This window comes from Flavihumibacter sp., from assembly GCF_036676075.1.
Lineage (GTDB): Bacteria > Bacteroidota > Bacteroidia > Chitinophagales > Chitinophagaceae > Flavihumibacter.
The window spans coordinates 70,702-91,721 of record NZ_JAKFDQ010000007.1 but is presented as its reverse complement, the minus strand read 5'-3'; the positions used below and the strand labels follow the sequence as shown (position 1 = coordinate 91,721).

19 protein-coding genes and 1 riboswitch are annotated in these 21,020 nt (G+C 45.2%); of the genes, 5 read left to right on the top strand and 14 right to left on the bottom strand.

Annotation, left to right across the window (positions count from 1 at the left end; genetic code table 11):
• The first annotated feature begins 43 nt into the window (after positions 1-43).
• Positions 44-1,153: a PepSY-associated TM helix domain-containing protein gene (locus V6M43_RS03245; RefSeq protein ID WP_332732602.1), complete on the top strand. Its 1,110-nt coding sequence runs from the start codon at positions 44-46 to the stop codon at positions 1,151-1,153.
• A gap of 79 nt (positions 1,154-1,232) precedes the next feature.
• On the opposite strand, the gene V6M43_RS03240 is transcribed toward V6M43_RS03245, so the two are convergent.
• Both V6M43_RS03240 and V6M43_RS03235 read right to left on the bottom strand, forming a co-directional pair.
• Positions 1,233-2,474, bottom strand: coding sequence for a hypothetical protein (locus V6M43_RS03240; RefSeq protein WP_332732601.1), 1,242 nt, complete (start codon positions 2,472-2,474; stop codon positions 1,233-1,235).
• Between the two features lie 132 nt (positions 2,475-2,606).
• A complete protein-coding gene (locus V6M43_RS03235; RefSeq protein ID WP_332732600.1) occupies positions 2,607-3,518 on the bottom strand; it encodes an alpha/beta fold hydrolase in 912 nt (303 codons plus the stop codon).
• Positions 3,519-3,581: 63 nt separating this feature from the next.
• Between V6M43_RS03235 and V6M43_RS03230 the strand changes: the two genes are divergently transcribed.
• Genes V6M43_RS03230 through V6M43_RS03220 form a run of 3 tightly spaced genes read left to right on the top strand, consistent with a single transcriptional unit; the run spans position 3,582 to position 5,910 of the window.
• Positions 3,582-4,814, top strand: coding sequence for a sensor histidine kinase (locus V6M43_RS03230; RefSeq protein WP_332732599.1), 1,233 nt, complete (start codon positions 3,582-3,584; stop codon positions 4,812-4,814).
• Positions 4,811-5,398: a response regulator transcription factor gene (locus V6M43_RS03225; protein ID WP_332732598.1), complete on the top strand. Its 588-nt coding sequence runs from the start codon at positions 4,811-4,813 to the stop codon at positions 5,396-5,398. The genes V6M43_RS03230 and V6M43_RS03225 overlap by 4 nt, the downstream gene beginning before the upstream one ends.
• A 20-nt stretch (positions 5,399-5,418) precedes the next feature.
• A complete protein-coding gene (locus V6M43_RS03220) occupies positions 5,419-5,910 on the top strand; it encodes a DUF1579 domain-containing protein (RefSeq protein ID WP_332732597.1) in 492 nt (163 codons plus the stop codon).
• 50 nt (positions 5,911-5,960) lie between these two features.
• On the opposite strand, the gene V6M43_RS03215 is transcribed toward V6M43_RS03220, so the two are convergent.
• The 5 genes from V6M43_RS03215 to V6M43_RS03195 all read right to left on the bottom strand — a co-directional run bounded on the left by V6M43_RS03215 (position 5,961) and on the right by V6M43_RS03195 (position 11,100).
• The gene (locus V6M43_RS03215; protein ID WP_332732596.1) at positions 5,961-6,788 is read right to left on the bottom strand and encodes a CHRD domain-containing protein; all 828 of its coding nucleotides are present in this window, start codon (positions 6,786-6,788) and stop codon (positions 5,961-5,963) included.
• 54 nt (positions 6,789-6,842) lie between these two features.
• The gene (locus V6M43_RS03210; RefSeq protein WP_332732595.1) at positions 6,843-8,102 is read right to left on the bottom strand and encodes a homoserine dehydrogenase; all 1,260 of its coding nucleotides are present in this window, start codon (positions 8,100-8,102) and stop codon (positions 6,843-6,845) included.
• 22 nt (positions 8,103-8,124) lie between these two features.
• Entirely contained in the window at positions 8,125-9,318 is a 1,194-nt protein-coding gene (locus V6M43_RS03205; RefSeq protein WP_332732594.1) for a trans-sulfuration enzyme family protein, read from the bottom strand.
• A gap of 160 nt (positions 9,319-9,478) precedes the next feature.
• Positions 9,479-9,590, bottom strand: a riboswitch (SAM riboswitch).
• 130 nt (positions 9,591-9,720) lie between these two features.
• On the bottom strand, positions 9,721-10,386 hold the full coding sequence (locus tag V6M43_RS03200) for a porin family protein (protein ID WP_332732593.1): 666 nt from the start codon (positions 10,384-10,386) through the stop codon (positions 9,721-9,723).
• A gap of 39 nt (positions 10,387-10,425) precedes the next feature.
• Complete coding sequence (locus V6M43_RS03195; protein ID WP_332732592.1) at positions 10,426-11,100, bottom strand: OmpA family protein; 675 nt, start codon at positions 11,098-11,100, stop codon at positions 10,426-10,428.
• Between the two features lie 84 nt (positions 11,101-11,184).
• Between V6M43_RS03195 and uvrA the strand changes: the two genes are divergently transcribed.
• Entirely contained in the window at positions 11,185-14,052 is a 2,868-nt protein-coding gene (gene uvrA, locus V6M43_RS03190; RefSeq protein ID WP_332732591.1) for an excinuclease ABC subunit UvrA, read from the top strand.
• 293 nt (positions 14,053-14,345) lie between these two features.
• Here the strand turns inward: uvrA and V6M43_RS03185 are convergent, their stop codons facing one another.
• From V6M43_RS03185 to V6M43_RS03155, 7 genes are all read right to left on the bottom strand, one after another.
• Positions 14,346-14,699 (bottom strand): hypothetical protein, encoded by a 354-nt coding sequence (locus tag V6M43_RS03185; protein WP_332732590.1) that lies wholly within the window; start codon positions 14,697-14,699, stop codon positions 14,346-14,348.
• A gap of 27 nt (positions 14,700-14,726) precedes the next feature.
• Entirely contained in the window at positions 14,727-15,701 is a 975-nt protein-coding gene (locus tag V6M43_RS03180; protein WP_332732589.1) for a hypothetical protein, read from the bottom strand.
• Positions 15,702-15,822: 121 nt separating this feature from the next.
• Positions 15,823-16,272, bottom strand: coding sequence for a GNAT family N-acetyltransferase (locus V6M43_RS03175; RefSeq protein WP_332732588.1), 450 nt, complete (start codon positions 16,270-16,272; stop codon positions 15,823-15,825).
• A gap of 27 nt (positions 16,273-16,299) precedes the next feature.
• Positions 16,300-17,562 carry a replication-associated recombination protein A gene (locus V6M43_RS03170; RefSeq protein ID WP_332732587.1) on the bottom strand — a complete coding sequence of 421 codons (1,263 nt, stop codon included), beginning with the start codon at positions 17,560-17,562 and terminating at the stop codon, positions 16,300-16,302.
• A 43-nt stretch (positions 17,563-17,605) separates the two neighbouring features.
• Positions 17,606-18,547 carry a transglutaminase family protein gene (locus V6M43_RS03165; protein WP_332732586.1) on the bottom strand — a complete coding sequence of 314 codons (942 nt, stop codon included), beginning with the start codon at positions 18,545-18,547 and terminating at the stop codon, positions 17,606-17,608.
• 8 nt (positions 18,548-18,555) lie between these two features.
• Complete coding sequence (locus V6M43_RS03160; protein WP_332732585.1) at positions 18,556-19,497, bottom strand: alpha-E domain-containing protein; 942 nt, start codon at positions 19,495-19,497, stop codon at positions 18,556-18,558.
• A gap of 19 nt (positions 19,498-19,516) precedes the next feature.
• Complete coding sequence (locus V6M43_RS03155; RefSeq protein WP_332732584.1) at positions 19,517-20,965, bottom strand: circularly permuted type 2 ATP-grasp protein; 1,449 nt, start codon at positions 20,963-20,965, stop codon at positions 19,517-19,519.
• Between the last annotated feature and the right edge of the window lie 55 nt (positions 20,966-21,020).

Below are 21,020 nucleotides of genomic sequence, written 5' to 3'. Positions count from 1 at the left end.
CCTGGCTTGCCGGGACTATTTGATTTAAATAAAGCATAAGCAATTGAAGAAAATAGCGCGCCAAATACATTTGTGGCTGGGCCTCGCAACCGGGCTGGTAGTGTTTATTATGGGTGTAACAGGTGCTATTTATTGTTTTGCTCCCGAGTTACAGAATCTCCAGGCATATCGTTGGGTAGAGGAGGAGAAAGCTGCGTTTCTTCCTCCTTCCACTATTAAGCAGATCGCAGAAGAGCAACTGCCCGGGAAAACCCTTCAGCGTATTTATTATGATGCGCGGGATAAGTCGGTAATGGTTTTGTTCTCGCAAAAGGAGGTATATAGTTATTCAGTGTTTTTAAATCCTTATAGTGGTGAGGTATTAAAACTGAGGGATAATGACAGGGATTTTTTGAGTGTGGTGTTACAGATACATCGAACGCTGAAGATCCCCTTTGGGCATGAGATCATTCGCTGGAGTACAGTGATCTTTATGCTAATGCTGGTGACGGGTATTATACTCTGGTGGCCAAAGAACAGTGGAACAGTAAAACAGGGCTTTACCATTATGTGGCGGGCATCCCCCAAAAGATTGAACTATGACCTGCATAAGGTCCTTGGATTTTATGGTAGTTGGATTGCCATCTTTTCTGCCTTCACGGGGTTGATGTTTGCGTTTGAAGGTTTTCAAAATATTACCTATCGTATTAGTGGTGTCAGTAATTCTATCGTGCAGAAAAAACCTCCTCTGTCAGATACTTCGGGTGGGCGGGGACTGATGGCAATTGATAAAGTGTGGAGGGAGGTAGAGCCCGATCTGTATGGGAAATATGCCATGGCCATGTTTGTGCTTCCTGCGGTTAAGGATGGTCCGATATTGTTAAGAGCCAATCCATCCCGATCAACTTTATACAAATCTGATTTCCGGTATTTCGATCAGTATAGTGGAAAGGAATTCAGTGGTGCCTATGTTTGGGGAAGGTATAATGATGCGCATACTCTGGCGGATTACATAAAGCGGATGAATTATGATATTCATACCGGTGCAATATTTGGATTGCCGGGAAGGATCGCATTGTTCTTTGTTGCGCTGGTAGTGGCGAGTCTGCCGCTAACAGGATTTTATTTCTGGTGGGGCAGGCGGAGAAAAACGAGGGCTAAACATTTTGCATAGTGAAGGTTAATGGGAAGAAATTGAAAAGGAGTTGCGGTTTTGCAACTCCTTTATATATTGGCCTGAGGTTATGAAAGTTTTATTTGAATCCGAATATCAGTGGGAATAAAAACGTTACGATTACTGTCCAGATAAAGTATACCGGCAGGTAAGCTGCAATAGCCTTTCCTACCGAATTCAGATTTGTCTTCTTCGTGAGTACTTTGAAAAGTTGCAATGTTACAAGGAGGAGGTTTAAGAGTATGAGAACATTTCCTCCGAGTACTGCTGCCCTGTTGGGTGTTATACCCCATTCGGAGATCCTGAACAGGATGGCAGATAGAGCGATGCCGTTAACCACGATAGTGGCCATTGATAAGAGTAACAGGATCCAGATCTCTGTTTGGCTTTTGACCCTTGATCTTTCTGCAACTGAGAAAAATATGATGGCCATAACGCCTACCAATAGGGCATTAAAGATGAGGAGAAATTCGCGGTCGTTATAAGGGTCCTTGCCCGAGTAGGCCATTGCAACGAGGTAGATCACTAGCATTGCCAGCACAAGGGGACTGAAGATCTTGGCAATCACGGGTGAAACTTTGCCCACCAGCTGGGGATTGGTTCGTGTGAGCCAGGTTGCAACAATGGGTAATGCGGATAATGCGAAAATGCCGAAATAATTAAAATAAGTCTCCCTGATATCAAATCCGATCAGTTCAAAAAGTCCGATGGTTATACCGGTCATTAACCCACCTGCGATACTGATCAGCGCTGCCATTACAACGAGATCGCCGTTGTATTTCAGAAATCCCAATCGCCTATCTTCCTTATTATAAAATTCACCTACAAATGCAAATCCTAGAATCGACCAGAGAAAAAGGACCATGTGAATGCATGCGAGAACAAGAGTATCGCTGGTTTTATTATTTGGAAGAAAATTTATATAGAGTACTGCCAGTAAAGTGCAGCCAACGATGAATGCAATTTTTGGGGTGGATAATTTATTCTTCCAGCCAAAATAAGCGTAGAGAGTGGGGAAAACGATAAAGCCAATATTGCGGCTATAGAAAAGTTCTTCGTCGATATTCAGGATCACCGGCAACTTGGCGATGAGTCCGGCGATGAGAGAAGCGATGATCACAAATACCAGGTCTTTGCTACTGCCGAGTGACATTTCTTCGCGGGTGAAATTGAGTCGCTCGTTCCAATAACTGATAAGTGTATTGTTGGAGAGCTGCGGCGTTATGGCATTAAAGGCGCGCTTGAAGGATGACTTGTCGGCCCTGTACAACCTTTCCAGTTGACCGGGATTGTCGAGGTTTGATAAGATTTCTTCTTTCATAAATCAGTCTTGTTACTATTGTTTAAAAGCACTTTGTATTTCAAAGCTAATACAAGATTTATCAAACTGCAAGTTTTTTTTCAATTACCCGTCTGACATGTGTCCTGACACATGTCAGACGGGTATCCTCGCCTACCCTCTCAGGAAGGGGACAACCGCTGCATACAGCTCCTGGTTGTGCTCCATGTAGAGGGCATGGCCGCCGGGGATGTAGTGCACCTTCATGTTGGGGAACTTCATCAGTCTGGGATGGTCGGTGCCGATGGTATAATCGCGGGTTCCGCCGATGACAAGTACGGGGATCCTGATTTGGGTGGTCTTGGGAGAGAAGTCGGCGAAGTACTCGGGGTAGTTCCAGACATTTTGTTGCATCTCCCAATGTTTAGCCGCCTTCTGGGTGATGGCCGAATGGATACTGTCATTTTCCTTCGTATCAAAGAAAAGGGAATAGCGAATACCGGCCTGGTCGAGGTGCCAGAAGGAATTGAACCAGCGGTCGAGCAGTTTCACGGTATCGTTCTTCAGGTAATCCACCTCATTCTTTTTCAGGTTGGGAAGCAGTTCCAGCGCTTTTTTGATGCCGCTGTTGGCCGAGGCGGTGATATTGATAGTAGTATTAAGGTAAACCATCGATCGGATTGATCCAGGGTACTTGTAGGCATATTCGGTGGCGAGGATACCGCCAAAGGAATGTGGCATCAGGATCCATTTTTGGATGCCGAGGGCTTTGCGGATGTCTTCAAAATCTTCGATGATGCGGGCAAGGGAATAATCTTTTCCAGGTGAGTTGTCCGAGCGGCCGCAACCCCGCTGGTCGACATATATCATTTGTACATCTTTCTCGAAAACATTTCCACCGGTATATTCAAAATAGGCGGAATTGGAACCCGGTCCGCCATGGATGAAGAGAACGGGCGTGCCTTTTCCGGCGCGTTTTACAAAGAGTTTTACTGAATCGGAGGTTGAGATCATGGCAGAATCGGACTGTGCCAGGGCCAGCAGGGTATTGAATGCAAGGGTAATCAGGATCAGATATTTTTTCATAATACCCATTAGACTAAGCGCTTATGAAACAGGTTACACCATTTTGACTTATATTGGAATGGTATGAAGAAATGGCTCTGGATGGTAGCTGGCAAAAAACCCGAGTTCGCCCTTGAACACCAGGTTTTTAACAGCACCAGTTTTTTTATTACCCTGTTCGCTTTCCTCGCCTCTACCGCCAACTGGGTGATAGGGCTGCATGAACTGACCATCTGGCCGGGTTACCTGGGCGGGGTGATCTCCCTCTATATTTTCTTTATCAGCCGGTTCCGGAAAATTTTCAACAGCGTTGTAATATTTATCTATGCTTTATTGGTGATGGTATTCATGGGATGGATCTATTTTTTCAACGATGGATCACATGGTACCATCAATTACCTGGTACTTATGTTCATGACCATCCTGCTCATGATCACCCCGCGCAAACTACAGGTAGGAGTTTTTATCCTGATGTATGGATCCATCCTGGTGCTGCTGGTGTTGGAGTACCTGCATCCCGAATGGCGGGTGGGTTATAATTCAGAAAAAGAGAGGCTGGCCGATCATATGGTAACGATTTTTCTGGCAGCATTATTCATCACTATCAATACGATCGTTTTCAGGGCAAGTTATACGGAGGAGAGGCAGCTGGTGACACGTCAGAATGAAGAGCTGATAACCCTGAACCAACAGATAGATGTACAGAAAGCAGCCCTGGAAACATTGCTGAAAGAACTGCATCATCGCGTTAAAAATAACCTGCAGGTGATCTCGAGTTTGCTTGCACTTCAATCGAACCGGATGGAAGATGCGCTGGCGCGTGAAAGCCTGCAATCGAGCCGAACCCGTATTGAAGCAATGGCGTTAATCCATAAGAGCCTCTACCAGAACGAAGATGTATCGGCTGTGGAAATGAATCAATATCTGGATTCGCTGACACGTTCGCTGGCAACAAGTTTTGGGGTGGATGGTAAGGTGATAAGTGTGGATACCGGCGGTAGGGATTGCATGATGGATATCGACCAGGCCATTCCGATCGGGCTTATAGTGAATGAGCTGGTAGGCAATTGTTTTAAGCATGCTTTCCGGAATACCAGCTCTCCTGAAATTCATGTAACCTTAAATAAGAAAGGTGGTGAAGATTTTGAACTTATCGTTGCAGATAATGGGGAATGGTTGCCGGAAGAAGGCCATAAGGATAAATCAACTTCTTTCGGGATGAAACTTGTTAAGACCCTGGCCATCCAGTTAGATGCAACTGTTGAGGTGTTAAGGGAAAACGGAACGGTATTAACTATTAAAACGGAACTGGCATGATCAAGAGTGCATCAATATTAGTGGTAGAAGATGAATTAATTACTGCCGAAAGTATTTTCGAATTATTGGAACAGGAAGATTTTAAAATGATCGGTGTTGCTAAAGATGCCGCAACTGCATTTCAGCTCTGTGATAAAGAAATTCCACAGGTAGTGGTATGTGATATTAACATTAAAGGTGAGATCAATGGCATTGAGCTTGCGAAATTGTTGAAACAGAAATTTGGTTGCCAGATAGTATTCCTCACAGCCTATACAGATATCCGGACGGTAGAATCTGCTGCTGCAGTAGAGCCGGTGATGTATGTTATCAAACCATACAATGATGTACAGTTACTGGTTGCAGTACAAATGGCCTTCCATCGCCTCTACAAAAAGCAGATGCCGAAAATAAATGAGCAACTGCAGCTTACTGGAAGGGAACGCGAAATAGCAAGCCTGGTAGCGCAGGGATTTTCTTCCAAGGAGATCGCAAAAAAATTATTCATCAGTGAGGAAACGGTAAAAACCCATCGCCGGCGAATGTTGCAAAAGAATAATATCAATAACTTTCCCCAGCTCATCTACATGATGGGTGGATCCTGATAACCTGAAAATATATTCTGATGGAAAAAGTAAAATTCGAGCAATCAATTCAGGATGGTGTTCATAGTAAACTTGCCGCAATGGCGGGTTACTGGACGGGCACCTGTAAAGTTTGGTTTGGTCCGGATACATTGGCTGATGAAAGTGCTGTTGAGGCTAGTATCCGACCTGTACTCGGAGGAAGGTTTCTTATTCATGAATACAGATCAACATTTCAGGGCAAGCCATTGGAGGGGATTGCGTTAATAGGTTTTGATCTTTCATCCAACGAATACCAGGTTGCCTGGGCCGACAGTTTCCATATGAGCACTGGTATCATGTTTTCCGTTGGGAAAAATGATGATGTGTTACAGGTACTTGGATCATATGGTGGGGGAGAACCTGCCGAAAGATGGGGATGGCAAACAGAAATAGTGTTAGATGTAAATGACCGGTTAATTATGACAGCCTATAATATTTCACCGGCTGGCGAAAGTGTGAAAGCAACAGAAGCGATCTTCACAAGAGCATAAAAAAACAGGTTGCAACCGCAACCTGTTTTTTTATGGATAAACTTCTAAGCTTACCTGATCTGTCCCCTTACAACTCCGCCAGGATGAAGGGTTGAATGCGCGTTAACATAGAGCGCGTCGGTTCCCTTGATAGAAGCATAAGCTGCATCATCGAGTGTGATCATTTTCACCACACCAAAATCAGCTGCAGCGGCGGCCAGGCCAACCAACACATCTCCATTTGCACCTGCGGCGCCTTTATGAATATGTGCCATACTAAGGGCGTCAATTGCCTCCAGGTTGGTTACTGTAACATTTGAATACAGCTTCTTGTCAGCTGTCATTCTCAGGATAGCAGTTCCGGTAGCTGTTGTAACAACAGGTGGAACTTCATTGGTTCCGGAAAGGGCAACATCCATTGCAAATTCAACCTTTGAATTCAGTTGCGCACGAACCAATCCCGATGTAACCTGCTGAGAGTGTGCATTGAAATAAATGTGGTTAGCATCACTTTTCAGGCTGTCTACCAATGACTGCCTTAAACCTGTAATAGTACCAGTTGCATTACCGCCGGTAAAAGCGGGATCAAGACTAAGGATCACCGGACCATTAGTAATGGCGTCACCGGCATGCAGATGGGCTGCCTGCAGCGCATCACCACCTGTTAGTCCACTTACTGAAATGTTATATTTCAGTGAGTTGTCTGCCCGTAACTGAAGCGTTACAGTTCCTGTTTCTGTTCTTGATGGAACTGCCGGGTTTTCATTTTTTGTACTCAGGTCAAGTGTCCACTCCTTCACCATGTCGGGTTCCTGAACATCATCATCATCATCGTTGCAGGCGATCAACATAAAGGGTAAGCTCAACACAAGAGCGCTTTTGAAAAGAAGCTTTTTCATAATGTGGTTTTTGTAATGATTCAATTACAAGCCACATGCAAAAACTGTGCACTCTTATAGTATAACACCTGCCAGTTCGAGGCTTTTCTTTTTAAGTTGCTGTATCGCAACGTTCTCTATTATGGGATCTGCGGTTAATATTAAAGAAGTGTTATTTTCTTTCCACCAGGTATTGAGTCTTAGTTCTGCGGCTGGCAATACCCCAACGAGGTATTTTCTTTCCTCTCCTGCATGCCATTCTTCGATCCATTCAAATTTTTCGCGTGGAATATTTTTCCAATCGGTGAAACTCAGGTACACGCGTAGATAATAATCATCAGTGAGTGTATTGGGTTCATGGTGATATAATTTTTTGTATTCATACTTATAATCATATCGCAATGCGGAAAGATCACTCAGTACAGCAGATGCTGTCGGAAAGCTTCCTGCTCCCTTACCGTAAAAAAATTGTTTATCAGAGAATCCGCTTTCGATCACCACGCCATTGTATTCATTTTTCACAAAAGAGAGATGGTCATCCTGTGGTACAAATTGGGGAATCACATAACTTGCGACTTTTCCATTTGATAATTTACGAGCCTGTGCAACCAGTTTTATCTGTTGTCCCTTTTCTGCAGCCACTTTAGCATCACCTGCATGGATGTTCTGGATACCGGTGAATAAAAGATTATCAGGATGCTCAATTATTCCATAGGCATGTGTTAAGAGGAATGCCCATTTATTAACGGCATCATATCCCTCCACATCCAGCTTCGGATCAGATTCTGCGAAGCCAAGCTGCTGGGCGAGGAGGAGCGCCTGTTGGAAGTCGAGTTTGTCCTCAAACATTTTTGTGAGGATGAAATTGGTTGAACCATTCACGATTGCTTTGATCCCATGCAGCAGGTCATTATCATAATATTCTTCGAGGTTGCGTATAACGGGGATGGATGCACAGGCGGCAGCTTCGTAGAGAAAACTTTCCCCGGTTTCCTGTTGCAGGGCAAGCAATTCCGGAAGATGTTCTGCGATCATTTTTTTGCTGGCGCTAACCACAGCTTTTCCATTGCGCAGGGCTGTGCTTACAATTTCAAAGGCAGGATCGGCTTCATTGATCACTTCAACGATCACATTGATCTCTTCATCATTGAGCAGTTCATCACGGTCGGTAGTGAACAAGGCATCGGGAGCATTTCTTTTTTTGGATGGGTCCTTGATACATACTTTTTTGATGGAGGCTCTCAGCGATGGTGTTTGTTGCAGCACCCGGTATAGCCCTTCTCCCACCACACCAAATCCGAATAAACCAATGGTCAGTTGTTTGTGATATGTCATCTTATTTTGTTTTGCTTGCTTGTTAACATTTTTCTTTTTGCGTTGCATGTTTTGCCTTCTGCGGATGCGTTGCAGAAACAAGTGTTAATGCAGTTTCGATATCATTGATAAGGTCGCGCGCATCTTCAAGGCCTATACTGAGTCTGATGAGACTGTCTTTGACGCCCGCTGCTTTTCTTTTCTGCGGATCAATGGATTTATGTGTCATAGAGGCGGGGTGACTCACGAGGCTTTTCACGCCACCCAGACTTTCAGCCAGGTGGAAAAGGCTGGTGTTAGTAACGAATGCCGTAGCTGCCTCTTCTGTATCTTCTTTCAGACTAAAGGAAACGATGCCACCATAATTTTTCAATTGCTTTTTTGCAAGATGATGGTTGGGATGGCTGCTGAGTCCGGGATAGTATACTTTATCCACCAGCGGATGTGTTTGCAGGTAACGGGCAATGATAGCCGCAGAACTGCAATGCTGGTTGATTCTTAGATGCAGTGTTTCGAGGCCGCGGATAAGAAGAAAGCTATCGAAGGGCCCCAGCACTGCGCCACATGCATTCTGGTAAAACTTTATTTCTGCACCGAGGGTGGGATCTTTTGTTACTACGAGTCCGGCAATTACATCACTATGTCCGCCGATATATTTGGTAGCGCTATGCACCACGATATCTGCACCTGCAAGTAGGGGTTGCTGTAATACCGGTGATGCAAAAGTGTTATCTACACATAGCAGGATATGGTAGCGTTTTGCGATTGCAGCGATTGCGTGGATGTCTGAAATTTTAAGGGTAGGGTTGGTTGGACTTTCGATCCAGATTAGTTTTGTTTTAGGCGTGATGGCGCGGGTGATAGCGCCGAGGTCGGTGGTGTCAACATAGTTTGTATTGATCCCGAATTTTTTATAGACTTTTTCAAAGAGCCTGTATGCGCCGCCATAGATATCATCTACCGCGATGATCTCATCCCCTGATTGAAGCAGTTTTACAACAGCATCGATGGCGGCGAGTCCGCTTGAGAAGGCTGCGGCTACGGTGCCGGCTTCCAGTTTGGCAACTATTTTTTCGAGTTCATGTCGCGTAGGGTTGTTGGTGCGGCTGTAGTCATAACCTTTGTTTACGCCAGGTGCTTCCTGAACAAAAGTACTGGTCTGGTAAATCGGAACGGCGATTGCGCCGGTTTGTGCATCCACCGGGATGCTGTGCAATAATTGTGTTGTCGCTTGCATTGTTAAACAGTTTTTTTAATTGAAAAACAGGTTTGTTGCGACACCACCTACCAAGCTTTTGATCGGAAGAGTTGTTGTATAAAACAAAAAAAGCTCTTCCGATAAATCATCAGAAGAGCTATATGTAGAAGTTTGTTATTTCTGCAAAAGCCTTTCATCAGACTTATCTGTCCCCGCTATGCGGGCTGGATTTGGCACCTTACTTCGTGTTGCCACGAAACAGGTTGTCAAGGCTTCATAGGGCCATTTCCCTCTGCCTTTCTTGATAAGCGATGTTATAAAGAACTGGTGCAAAGATAGGGTGACAGTTTGCGAATTGCCAAAAAATATTTTCTTAAAAACGAAAACCCCGCACTGGGCGGGGCTTTCAAGTTGGTTGCAGAGGTATTTTATTCAAGGACCTTAGAAACGGTAGCCTACAGAAACTCCGAATCCTGTGTTGTTTGCTTTGGGTTGTTTGAAACCTGAAGGCAGTCCGGTAATATCCGGATGAAGGTTGGCGAGACCGAACTGTGAATTCAGCTGGAAGCTGAGTCCGGAAGCCATTTCATAACCAGCCATAATGTTTGCACCGAAGTCGAGTCTTCTCAGGATAAGATTATCGCTGTTGGCATAATCTTCCGCAGATACTTTGTTCTCAAATTCGATATCTGAATCTGCGTCTCCATCAAACTTTACTTTACCACCAACGGCAACGCCTGCATATGGTCCTGCTCCAAGAATCAGACGACCATTCCCCAATACCGGCTTATACATAAAGCTTACCGGGATCTCAACATAGGAAAGGTTGATAGTGGTTGCATCTTCTGAGTCGTCAGATTTAGCTCCCTTGGTACTAAACAAAACTCCGGGTTGGATAAAGAATTCATCAGCCAGTGGAATTTCAACATCAGCGCCTATATGAAAGCCTGTTTTGAGTTTACCATTGTCTTTGTCGCCTTCAAAATCCTTTCCGGTAATGTTGGTGAAGTTTACACCTGCACGACCAATAACACGAGCTCCGGTCTGCGCGCTGGCAGTGAATAAAATTCCTGCTGCAAATAATCCTGTCAAAATTGTCTTTTTCATAAACGGGTATTTAAAATATTTAAGGATAGGTTTATTTTATTAATTTTCTCCTGCTTCTTTTTTAGCTTCTGCTTTCATTTTTTCATTTGCGGTTATCAGGAATTCAACACGGCGGTTTTTCGCCATATTGGCTTCTGAATCGTTGTCGTATTTAGGTGCGAGTTCACCATAACCTTTTGTAGTTAGGCGGTGGGAAGCGATTCCTTTTGCGTCAACATAACTGGCAACTGATGTAGCTCTCCTTACTGACAAGCGTTGATTATAATCCGTTGCACCCTGGCTGTCTGTATGTCCTGCAACTTCAAGATTTGTGTCAGGATATTTATTAAGTATGGCTACCAGTTTATCAAGTTCTGTTCTTGCACCTGCGTTTAAATCGGATCTGTCGAATCCAAAAAGCACTGCATTGTTGAATTCAACAACGATACCTTCTCCCACGCGTTCCACTTTGGCGCCATCAACTTCGTCATCAATTTCTTTAGCCTGCTTATCCATCTTTTTTCCGATAAGAACCCCTGCTGTACCGCCTACTGCGGCTCCCAGGATAGCGCCCAGTCCAGCATTGCCGGCTGCCTTGCCGATGATGGCTCCCATGGCTGCTCCTCCGGCAACACCGATGGCGGCACCTTTCTGCGTTTTTGTCATTGATTTACAACCGATCAACAGAATGGATGATGCGGCAAGTACAAGTAGTGAATTGGTTAATATTCTCATAATGCTGTTATTTAGGTGTTCAGGCACCTTAATCAAAAACCGTTCCTGTTTATGGTTGTTGTATTTTTGACGATCAATCAACATATGAAGAAAAAAGTAAAAACAGAAGATCCACAGGCTGTTGTGGAGACGATTGAGGTGATAGGAGCGAGGGAACATAATCTTAAGAATATTGATATAACCATACCGAAAAACAAACTTGTTGTATTTACCGGCGTTAGTGGCAGTGGTAAATCTTCTTTGGCATTTGATACAATATATAATGAGGGCCAGCGAAGGTATATGGAAAGCTTCAGCGCATATGCCAGACAGTTTGTTGGTGATATGGAAAGACCTGATGTAGATAAGATCACCGGGTTGAGTCCGGTTATTTCCATTGAACAGAAAACAACGAATAAGAATCCGCGATCAACGGTTGGTACCATAACGGAAGTGTATGATTTCCTCCGTCTGCTGTATGCGCGTGCGTCTGATGCTTACAGTTATAATACGGGTAAGCTGATGACAAAGTTTTCTGAAGAGGAGATCGTGGAGAATATTTTTTCTAAGTATGGTAACAAGAAGATCAGTTTGCTGGCACCGCTGGTTAGGGGACGGAAGGGGCATTACCGTGAATTGTTTGAAGACATCCGTAAGAAGGGATTCCTGAAAGTGCGGGTGGATGGTGAAGTGAAAGACCTTGTGCCGAAAATGCAGGTGGATCGTTATAAGATCCATGATATTGAAGTAGTGATAGACAGGATGGCAGTAACTGATGAGATGAAATTAAGGTTAAGCCAGAGTGTACAGAAATCGATGCAGGTGGGAAAGGGACTAATGTTTTTGCTGATCAATGACAGCAATCATCTTGTTCAGTATAGCCGGCAGTTGATGTGTGAGGATACGGGTATCAGTTATGAAGAGCCATCGCCCAATAGTTTTTCTTTTAACTCGCCATATGGTGCATGTCCTACCTGCAAGGGACTGGGAACAGTTTACCAGGCGAGCATGGAGAAGATAATTCCCGACAATTCATTAAGCATTAAGGATGGTGCTATTGCGCCGCTGGGTGAGGAGCGTGAGGCATATGTGTATAAGCAAGTGCAACAGGTGGCGAAGAAATTCAAGGTTGATCTCAAGAAACCAGTGAAGGATCTGCCTGAATCATCCCTTAATATCATCCTTTATGGAAATGAAGAAGGGGAGATGGAGAGTATTGTTGATTTTGAAGATTCGGCTACAGATCAACGTGTGTATGCAGAAGAGTTTGAGGGTGTGATTCCGCAATTGAAGAGATGGTTTTCGACCGCGAGTTCTGAACCGATCCGCGATTGGGCAGAGAGTTTTATGGAGCTGAGTGTGTGCACCAGTTGTGAAGGGGCGAGGCTTAGAAAAGAGAGCCTTTGGTTCAGGGTTGATGGAAAAAATATTGCAGAGATTAGTAACTGGAATCTGGATAAACTGCTAGCCTGGTTTACTGGTATTGAGAAGCGGCTAAGTAATAAACAGCAGATCATTGGAAAAGATATATTGAAGGAGATCAGGGAGCGGTTGCAGTTTTTGCTGGATGTGGGGTTAACCTATCTTACTATTAACAGGGCCTCGCGAACGCTGAGTGGGGGCGAATCGCAGCGGATCAGGCTGGCCACGCAGATCGGATCGCAGCTGCAGGGGATTACTTATGTATTGGATGAACCTAGTATTGGTTTGCACCAGCGCGATAACCAGCGGCTGATATCTGCGTTGCAGCATCTCCGTGATATTGGGAATAGTGTGCTGGTGGTAGAACATGATAAGGATATTATGATGGCTGCTGATCATCTTGTTGATATTGGTCCCAATGCGGGCAAGCATGGTGGCAGGATCGTTGCGCAGGGAACACCGCAGCAGGTGCTGGAAGCGAACTCGGAAACGGCGCAATACCTGAGTGGTGAGAAGAGTATTCCAGTTCCTGCAGAAAGGCGGAAGGGCAATGGTAAATCGCTTGAGCTGAAAGGTGCCACCGGTAATAACCTGAAGAGTGTGAATGTGAAGTTTCCACTTGGTAAACTGATATTGGTGACGGGCGTTAGTGGCAGTGGTAAATCAACGCTGATCAATGAAACGCTTTATCCACTGCTTTCGCAGCACTGTTATGACTCGAAGCAAAAACCACTGGCGTATAAGTCGGTAAAGGGCCTGGATCTGATCGATAAGGTAATTGAGATCGACCAGTCGCCCATTGGTCGGACCCCAAGAAGTAATCCCGCGACATACTGTGGTTTCTTTACTGAAATAAGGCAACTGTTTGCGGCTGTTCCAGAGGCCAAGATCAGGGGTTATGCAGCGGGCCGATTTTCTTTCAATGTGAAAGGTGGCCGATGTGATCTCTGTGAAGGGGGTGGGATGCGGGTCATTGAAATGAACTTCCTTCCTGATGTATATGTGCACTGCGAAAAATGTAATGGGAGGCGATACAATCGCGAAACGCTTGAGATAAGATATAAGGGAAAGTCGATCAGTGATGTGCTGGATATGACAGTTGATGAGGCCGTTGAATTTTTCCAATCCATTCCTTACCTGTACAGAAAGATCAAGGTGTTGCAGGATGTGGGGTTGGGCTATATCACGCTGGGGCAGTCGGCGGTTACCCTTAGCGGGGGCGAGGCTCAACGTGTAAAGCTATCCACCGAGCTTTCCAAAAAGGATACAGGTAAAACATTTTATATTCTTGACGAGCCAACTACGGGATTACATTTCCAGGATATCCAGCATTTGCTTGATGTGTTGAATAAGCTGGTTGACAGGGGTAATACTGTGTTGATCATTGAACATAACCTTGATGTAATTAAGGTTGCGGATCATATCATTGATATTGGTCCGGAGGGCGGCGATGGCGGCGGGCAGTTGTTGTTTGAAGGCGTTCCGGAAGATATGGTGAATGTAAAAGCGAGTCATACCGCGCGGTTTCTGAAAACGGAATTAAGCGTCTGACATCCGTCTTGACAGATGTCAGACGGGTTGTAAGGTTCAAAACAAACTGCCGGCAGTTACTCACCGCCGGCAGTTAAGAATACTGGATTGTCAGACTTTTGAACCCATCTGACGCCTGTCCTGACAGGCGTCAGATGGGTAGTTTAAAAGCCAATAAGCAGTGGCAGGGAACGATCAATAAAATCATTGAAAGAAAGGGTACTTAGTATAGGGAACGGATCAGGTTTATGACAAACCGGATATTGCGATTCTACTAACGTCCCTGCCGCTTATTGGTTTAAATCTTAATATTTTTATTGTACTATAATAGTTCCTGTCTCAACACGATTATCGCCGGTAAAAACTTCAAAATAATAATCACCCTTTTCGGGTTTTGCCACTACTGCTGTTTCGCGGCTTAGGATCTTGGTTTGCTTTATCAGTGTTCCCCCTTTTCTGAAAAGCAGCAGATGGTACACGCTGCCTTCCTGTCCACGGGCATTAAAGAAGAGAACTTTCTGCGATGCATTCGTGTATAGGTTTATGTTATGTTTGGTGCTTGTGTTTGTTTTATGAATGATTATACTGTCTTGTGCATGTATTGGCAGGCAACTGAAACAAATAGCCAATGATACAAGCAGTAGCCGGCATTGTTGCATTCGCTTCATGGGTACGTATTAAATGAACTATAGGGTTTAGTAACGCATCACCGGGCATTTTATTCGCTTGTAATTATCTCCATTGCCTCTATTTCCTAAACGGAATCCCAACTTAAAACCCGCAGAATAATATGCATCATTATTGGTTGGTGTTCCTCTTTTGTCGCCAGGACCGAAACCGGCACTGGTACTACTTCCCTGGTCGGTTTTGTTGGCCATACGCCTTGCAAGCTGGGCTTTCTCCGAACCTGCACCGAAGTATTGGTCAAAGAGATTTGGATCGATATAAGTGGTACTTACATCATCGATATAATCAGTAAATGTTTTGCGGTGAATCACTTCAAAGGCAATGCTAACATTATCATTCATGAAGTATTTCACACCCAATCCCATGGGGATATTCAGTTGTGTTAATTTATAAGGTTTGCGATCAGGATACTCTGCAAATCCCTGTCCCTCTGTACTAAGATCTTTAAGGTTCACCCAATCACCCGTAAGGGGATCGGAGCCCATGGGATTGTAGTTGAAAACACCCACACCAAGAACGCCATAGGGGCGGATCTTCTTATAAAGGTCTTCGGGATCTTCTTCAAAGAAAACGGTTGGAAATACTTCGGCGGCGAGGAATGCTTCAAACAACCTCGACCTGAAATCGGAGTTCCTGAATTTCCTGGCTTCTTCGAGTCCGCCAGATCCTTTGATGATCTTATCATCCCCTGCAAGGGTTCCATAATTAACTGCGAGTCTTAGTCCGAGGAAGCTGGCCGGCATTGCTGTGATGTGCCCGCCGATAATGAATTTGGTTTGCGCGATATTATTGTCTTTAAGGAAGCCCATGCCACGGCCACGGTTACCACCAAGGTCGCCGAGGAAATTTGATGGCCCAAAACTTACGCCGGCTTCTACTTCGTTGAAGATGCCAATCTGGCTGAAAGAGGCTTGTGTAAATGTTGTTAAGGCAAGACAGGATAAGGCACATTTACGCAGCAAAACGTGTAAATGCTGTTTCATGAATATCAGATTTAGTTTTCGAACGGTTACGTGGATTATATTAAAAACGATATACTTGATGGCTATGGTATGACCATCGTAAAGTTTTTTTTAACCTTCGTAAAACTACCTGACGGAACTACTATGGTAATAATACCATTTCTATATGCTGGATATCATCTTCAAGGTAAATTTCCCCTTCTTCCTTAAATCCGAGGGATCGATAAAATTCAAGAAGATAGAGCTGAGCCCCTATCCTGATCTTTTCGCGACCGAAGAGATCGTAGCAGGCTTTGATGGATTCCTGCATGAGTAAGCGACCAATTCCGAGTCCGCGGGCGGCGGGCGAGGTCACCACCCTTCCGATAGAAACCTCTTCATATGCAAGGCCTGGAGGAACAATGCGCGTGGATGCCGCTAGTAAGCTATCCTTCCATCCTAAAAGATGCCAGCATAACTGGTCTTTATTATCCATATCTAGGAAAACGCAGTTCTGTTCAACAACAAACACTTCACTGCGCAGGCGAAGGAGTTGGTATAGTTCATTATTAGTGAGTGTGTCGAATTCTTTCAGTTGCCAGTTAATGTTCATTTTGTATCATTTTTGGGGGCTCCCTTATTAATAACCATATTTCTCGCGCCACCGTTGCTGCAGGAATTTCCGGATCTCTTCTTCGCGGGCATTTTTTCCGGGCTGGTAAAAAACATGTCCCTTTAAACTATCCGGAAGATATTCCTGCGCCGAAAAATTATTTTCATAATCATGTACATACTGGTAACTCTTGCCATAGTTAAGATCCTTCATCAGTTTGGTTGGGGCATTCCTGATATGCAGTGGTACGGGCAGGTCACCGGTTTGGTTAACCATCGCAATAGCTGCATCTATAGCCATATAGCTTGCATTGCTCTTGGGGGAGGTTGCCAGGTAAACCGCACATTGCGATAAGATAATTCTTGATTCGGGATGCCCGATCTTATTCACTGCATCAAAGGCTGCATTGGCCAGCAAAAGCGCATTGGGATTGGCATTGCCGATATCTTCACTGGCGAGGATCACCAATCGCCTAGCAATGAATTTCACTTCTTCCCCACCGGCTATCATGCGTGCCAGCCAGTATACGGCACCGTTAGGATCACTACCACGTATCGATTTTATAAAAGCGGAGATGATATCATAATGTTGTTCGCCCTGCTTATCATAGATGGCTATTTTTTGCTGTGCCACCTGCATCACCAGTTCATCAGTAATGATTACGGGGCGATTAGCTCCCGCAGATTGTACCACCAGTTCAAGCAGGTTGAGCAACTTACGGGCATCCCCACCCGAAATACGGATCATCGCCTCCACCTCTTTAAGTTGGGGCGAATGATTACGCAGCCATTCATCTTTTTCAATTGCCTGGTGCAACAGGGCAATAAGGTCATTTTGCTGAAGTGGTTTAAGAACATAAACCTGGCAGCGGCTCAGCAAGGCACTGTTCACTTCAAAGGATGGGTTTTCTGTGGTGGCCCCAATAAGTGTCACCGTTCCTTTTTCAACGGCTCCCAGCAGTGCATCCTGTTGCGATTTGTTGAAACGATGGATCTCATCAATGAATAAGATGGCTTTTTCCTGCTGCCTTGATTTTTCGATAACCTCGCGGATCTCTTTAACCCCTGATGATATGGCGCTGAGGGTATAGAAGGGCAGGTCGAGTGAATGCGCGATGATATTGGCGATGGTGGTTTTGCCTACGCCGGGCGGTCCCCATAAGATCATGGAGGGCAGGTTACCCTGTTCCATGGCTTTTCGCAGGATACTTCCCTTTCCGGTTAAGTGTTCCTGCCCGATAAGATCATCCATCGAAACGGGTCGCAGTCTTTCTGCCAATGGTGCCGCCATATGCTTTCCAGGAGTTGTTGATTGCGAAGATAGGAAGCCTGTACTATTGCTGGGCAGCCGCCTCTTCTGCAGCCTGCCGCAGCAGCCAGAGGTCCTGCGACTCGGGCTTTTTCACCAGGTTGCGGTCCTCAAAATGATGACCATCTTCATATCCCACGGAAACATATACAAAAAGCTCCTGAATGGCTGGTCCCTTAAAGCTTCCTTTCACAGGGGAGCAGTCGGTGAAGTTCCTACCCACTGCAAGCTTTACATGGGTATTGGTGACCCATATATTATTAGTGGGATCGATACCTGCCCAGCCAAAGCCGGGGATAAATGATTCTACCCAGGCGTGGGTGGCACCTTCACCGCGAAGGCCATTTTTATTCGGGCAGATATAACCGCTCACATAGCGGGAGGGGATGCGCAGGGTTCGCATCACCTGTAGCATCACGTGGGCGAAATCCTGGCAAACGCCGGAACGATGATCGATGATATCATCCACCGTGGTTTCAATATCGGTGATGCCGGCTATATAACTGAAATGCTGGAAAATAAACTGGCAACAATCCTGTACAGTAGCCGCCACACTTTTCCATGGCTGGTGGATCTGTTTGACGATATCATCAATGGCGGCCTGGTTGCGGATAGGTTCTGCATGTGTGAGTTCAAGCAGGTTAAGATCTTTTTCCACTTCTGCTGCCAGCTCTTCAAACCCGATATTGAAATTCAGGTGCCTGTCGTTGGGTGGAATTGTTCGCACCACAAGTTTGCTTTCGATCACCAGTGATGTATGTGCGCCGGGGATGTTGAAGACCCCGGTTTTATTTCCCCAGTAATCAGTGAACGTATGTATGTCGGGGTTAGAGGTAATGATAAGTTCGTGATTGAGTATCTCCTGTTCATTGCAGAGATAAGGATAGATGCGGATTTCGTTTACACTTTCTTTTACGGCACGATCGTATTCGTAACTGGTGATATGATGAATCTTAAAAGTTGGCATAGGGTTCGTTAAGCATATGAAAAAAATAACTGGCTGAACTGCATATTGAACTGGATGAGATCAGCACGTAAGTCGTGCAGGTAATTTCTCACTCCTTTTGTTTCAAGCAGTTTCATGTCGGCAAATTCTACCCGACTATGTATACGTCCAAATTGTTTATAGAGTGCCATCGCTTCGTCACTGTTATTGTCGAGCACTACTTTATGCAGGTAAAACCCAACCCGCTCAAGGCAATAGGTGGCAGAGCGGGTGAATTGTTTATTGAAAAGAACCTGGTCAGCTACATTTTTATTATGCTGGCTGCTGCGATAGGTTTTTAGGTGAAGCTCATAGCCTGAAAGTGAAAGCAGCAGGTTTCGCCAGTACAGAACATCGAGTGATTTTTCGAGGTCATAGTCGGCTTCAGAAAAATGCCTGTCTGCCATTTCAATGGTGATCATGCATCGTTCGATAAATTTCCCCAGCGTCATAAAGTTCCATCCCATATTGCGGGGCATGGTGCTATCGGTAACACCATTGTATTGTATTACCTGGAAGGTTAGTGATTCAAGCACGGCGATAGTATCATTGCGGATGATGCGTTGTTGAAGCAGTGGGTTGTTGATAAGGTGATAGACCTGGTTAACCTGTTCCCAAACTTCTTTGGTGATATGGTCCTGTGCTCCCCTTGCATTTTCTCTTGCCCTGATCACCATGGCGCGCATTGCATTATGGTTGGTGGTATCATAGATAAGATGTTGTACAAGGGAGATGGGTTGTTGTTCCAGGGTTGATCTCCTTGCTGCATCTGCGGTGCTGAAAATAGCCGCGAGATGGTGCCAGTGCAAATGATTGTATTCCCCCTTATCAAGAGAAAGGGCATAGTTCACATGCACGGATCTTAACAATGCATCTGTTCTTTCGAGATACCTGTTGAGCCAGAATAATGAGTCGGCGATTCTACTAAGCATATATTTTCGCTATGGGCTTTTAATCATTAAGTATCCATGTGTCTTTACTTCCTCCGCCCTGCGATGAGTTCACTACTAATGAACCCTCTTTGAGCGCAACACGTGTGAGTCCGCCGGGAATAATTTTCACTCCTGACGGACCGCATAAGGCAAATGGCCTGAGGTCAACATGGCGCGGTGAAAACTTGTTATTGAGGAAACAGGGAACAGTCGACAGGTTGATAATGGGTTGGGCAATATAATTCCTGGGGTCATCATTTACTGCCTGTATCATATTGTGGATCTCTTCATCGGTGGCGCAATTTCCCATGAGCATACCATATCCCCCTGATTGATTGGTTTTTTTGATGACCATTGTATGGATGTTTTTATAGGTATAGTCACGGGCATCCATATCCGCTAACTGGTAAGTGGGGATATTGGGAAGAATAGGTTCTTCATTGAGGTAGTAGCGGATCATGGCGGGCACGTAGGCATAAACGGCTTTATCGTCTGCCACTCCATTACCGATTGCATTCACCAGGGCCACATTACCTTTACGATAAGCGCTGAGGATGCCGGGAATGCCGAGGGCACTGTCGGGCTTGAATACCAGCGGATCCATATAGTCATCATCAATACGGCGGTAGATCACATCCACCTGTTGCAATCCCCTCGTGGTTTTCATGTATACTTTGTGGTTGTCGATCATGAGGTCGCGGCCTTCCACCAGCGGGATGCCCATGGTGCGGGCCAGGAATGTATGTTCATAATAGGCTGAGTTGAAAACGCCGGGGGTTAAGAGTACAACGGTGGGATTAGCGATTTGTCTGGGCGCAAGGGAAACCAGGATATTATAAAGTTCGAGGGGATAATTGTTTACCATGCGAACGCCGTTGGAGGAGAGGAGGTCGGGGAAGAGGCGTTTTGTTACTTCGCGGTTCTCCAGCATATAAGAAACGCCTGAAGGGGTGCGTAGGTTATCTTCCAGCACATAGAAGCTGCCGTCGTTCCCCCTGATCAGATCTATCCCCGATATATGAACGAAAATATCATAGGGCACTTTTATGCCGAAAACTTCGCGGGTATAGTGGGCACAGGAGGCGATGAGGGCGGCCGGAATTACATTGTCCTTTATGATCTGCTGGTCGGAATAAATGTCCTTCAGAAAAAGGTTCAGTGCTTTTAGTCGCTGGCTGATTCCCGCTTCGATATGGTTCCATTCTTTACCTGGAATGATGCGTGGAATGATATCAAAGGGGAATATCCTTTCGATGCCTTCATTATCGTTGTAAACAGTGAAGGTTATGCCCTGGCTGAGGAAGAGCTCTGATGCAAGCTGGTCTTTATCGGCCAGGGTGCTGGCAGAGAGCTGGTTCAGGCTTTCAAATACCTGCTGGTATTGATAGCGAATCATGCCGTTATCGCACATTTCATCCCATGCATCCGGGATAAGGCAATAGTTCTTGAAAACCGAAGATTCCATCATAAGCGTTGGTTAAAATAAAAAAACGAGTTGTTGCCCCTTTTCAGGCAAACAACTC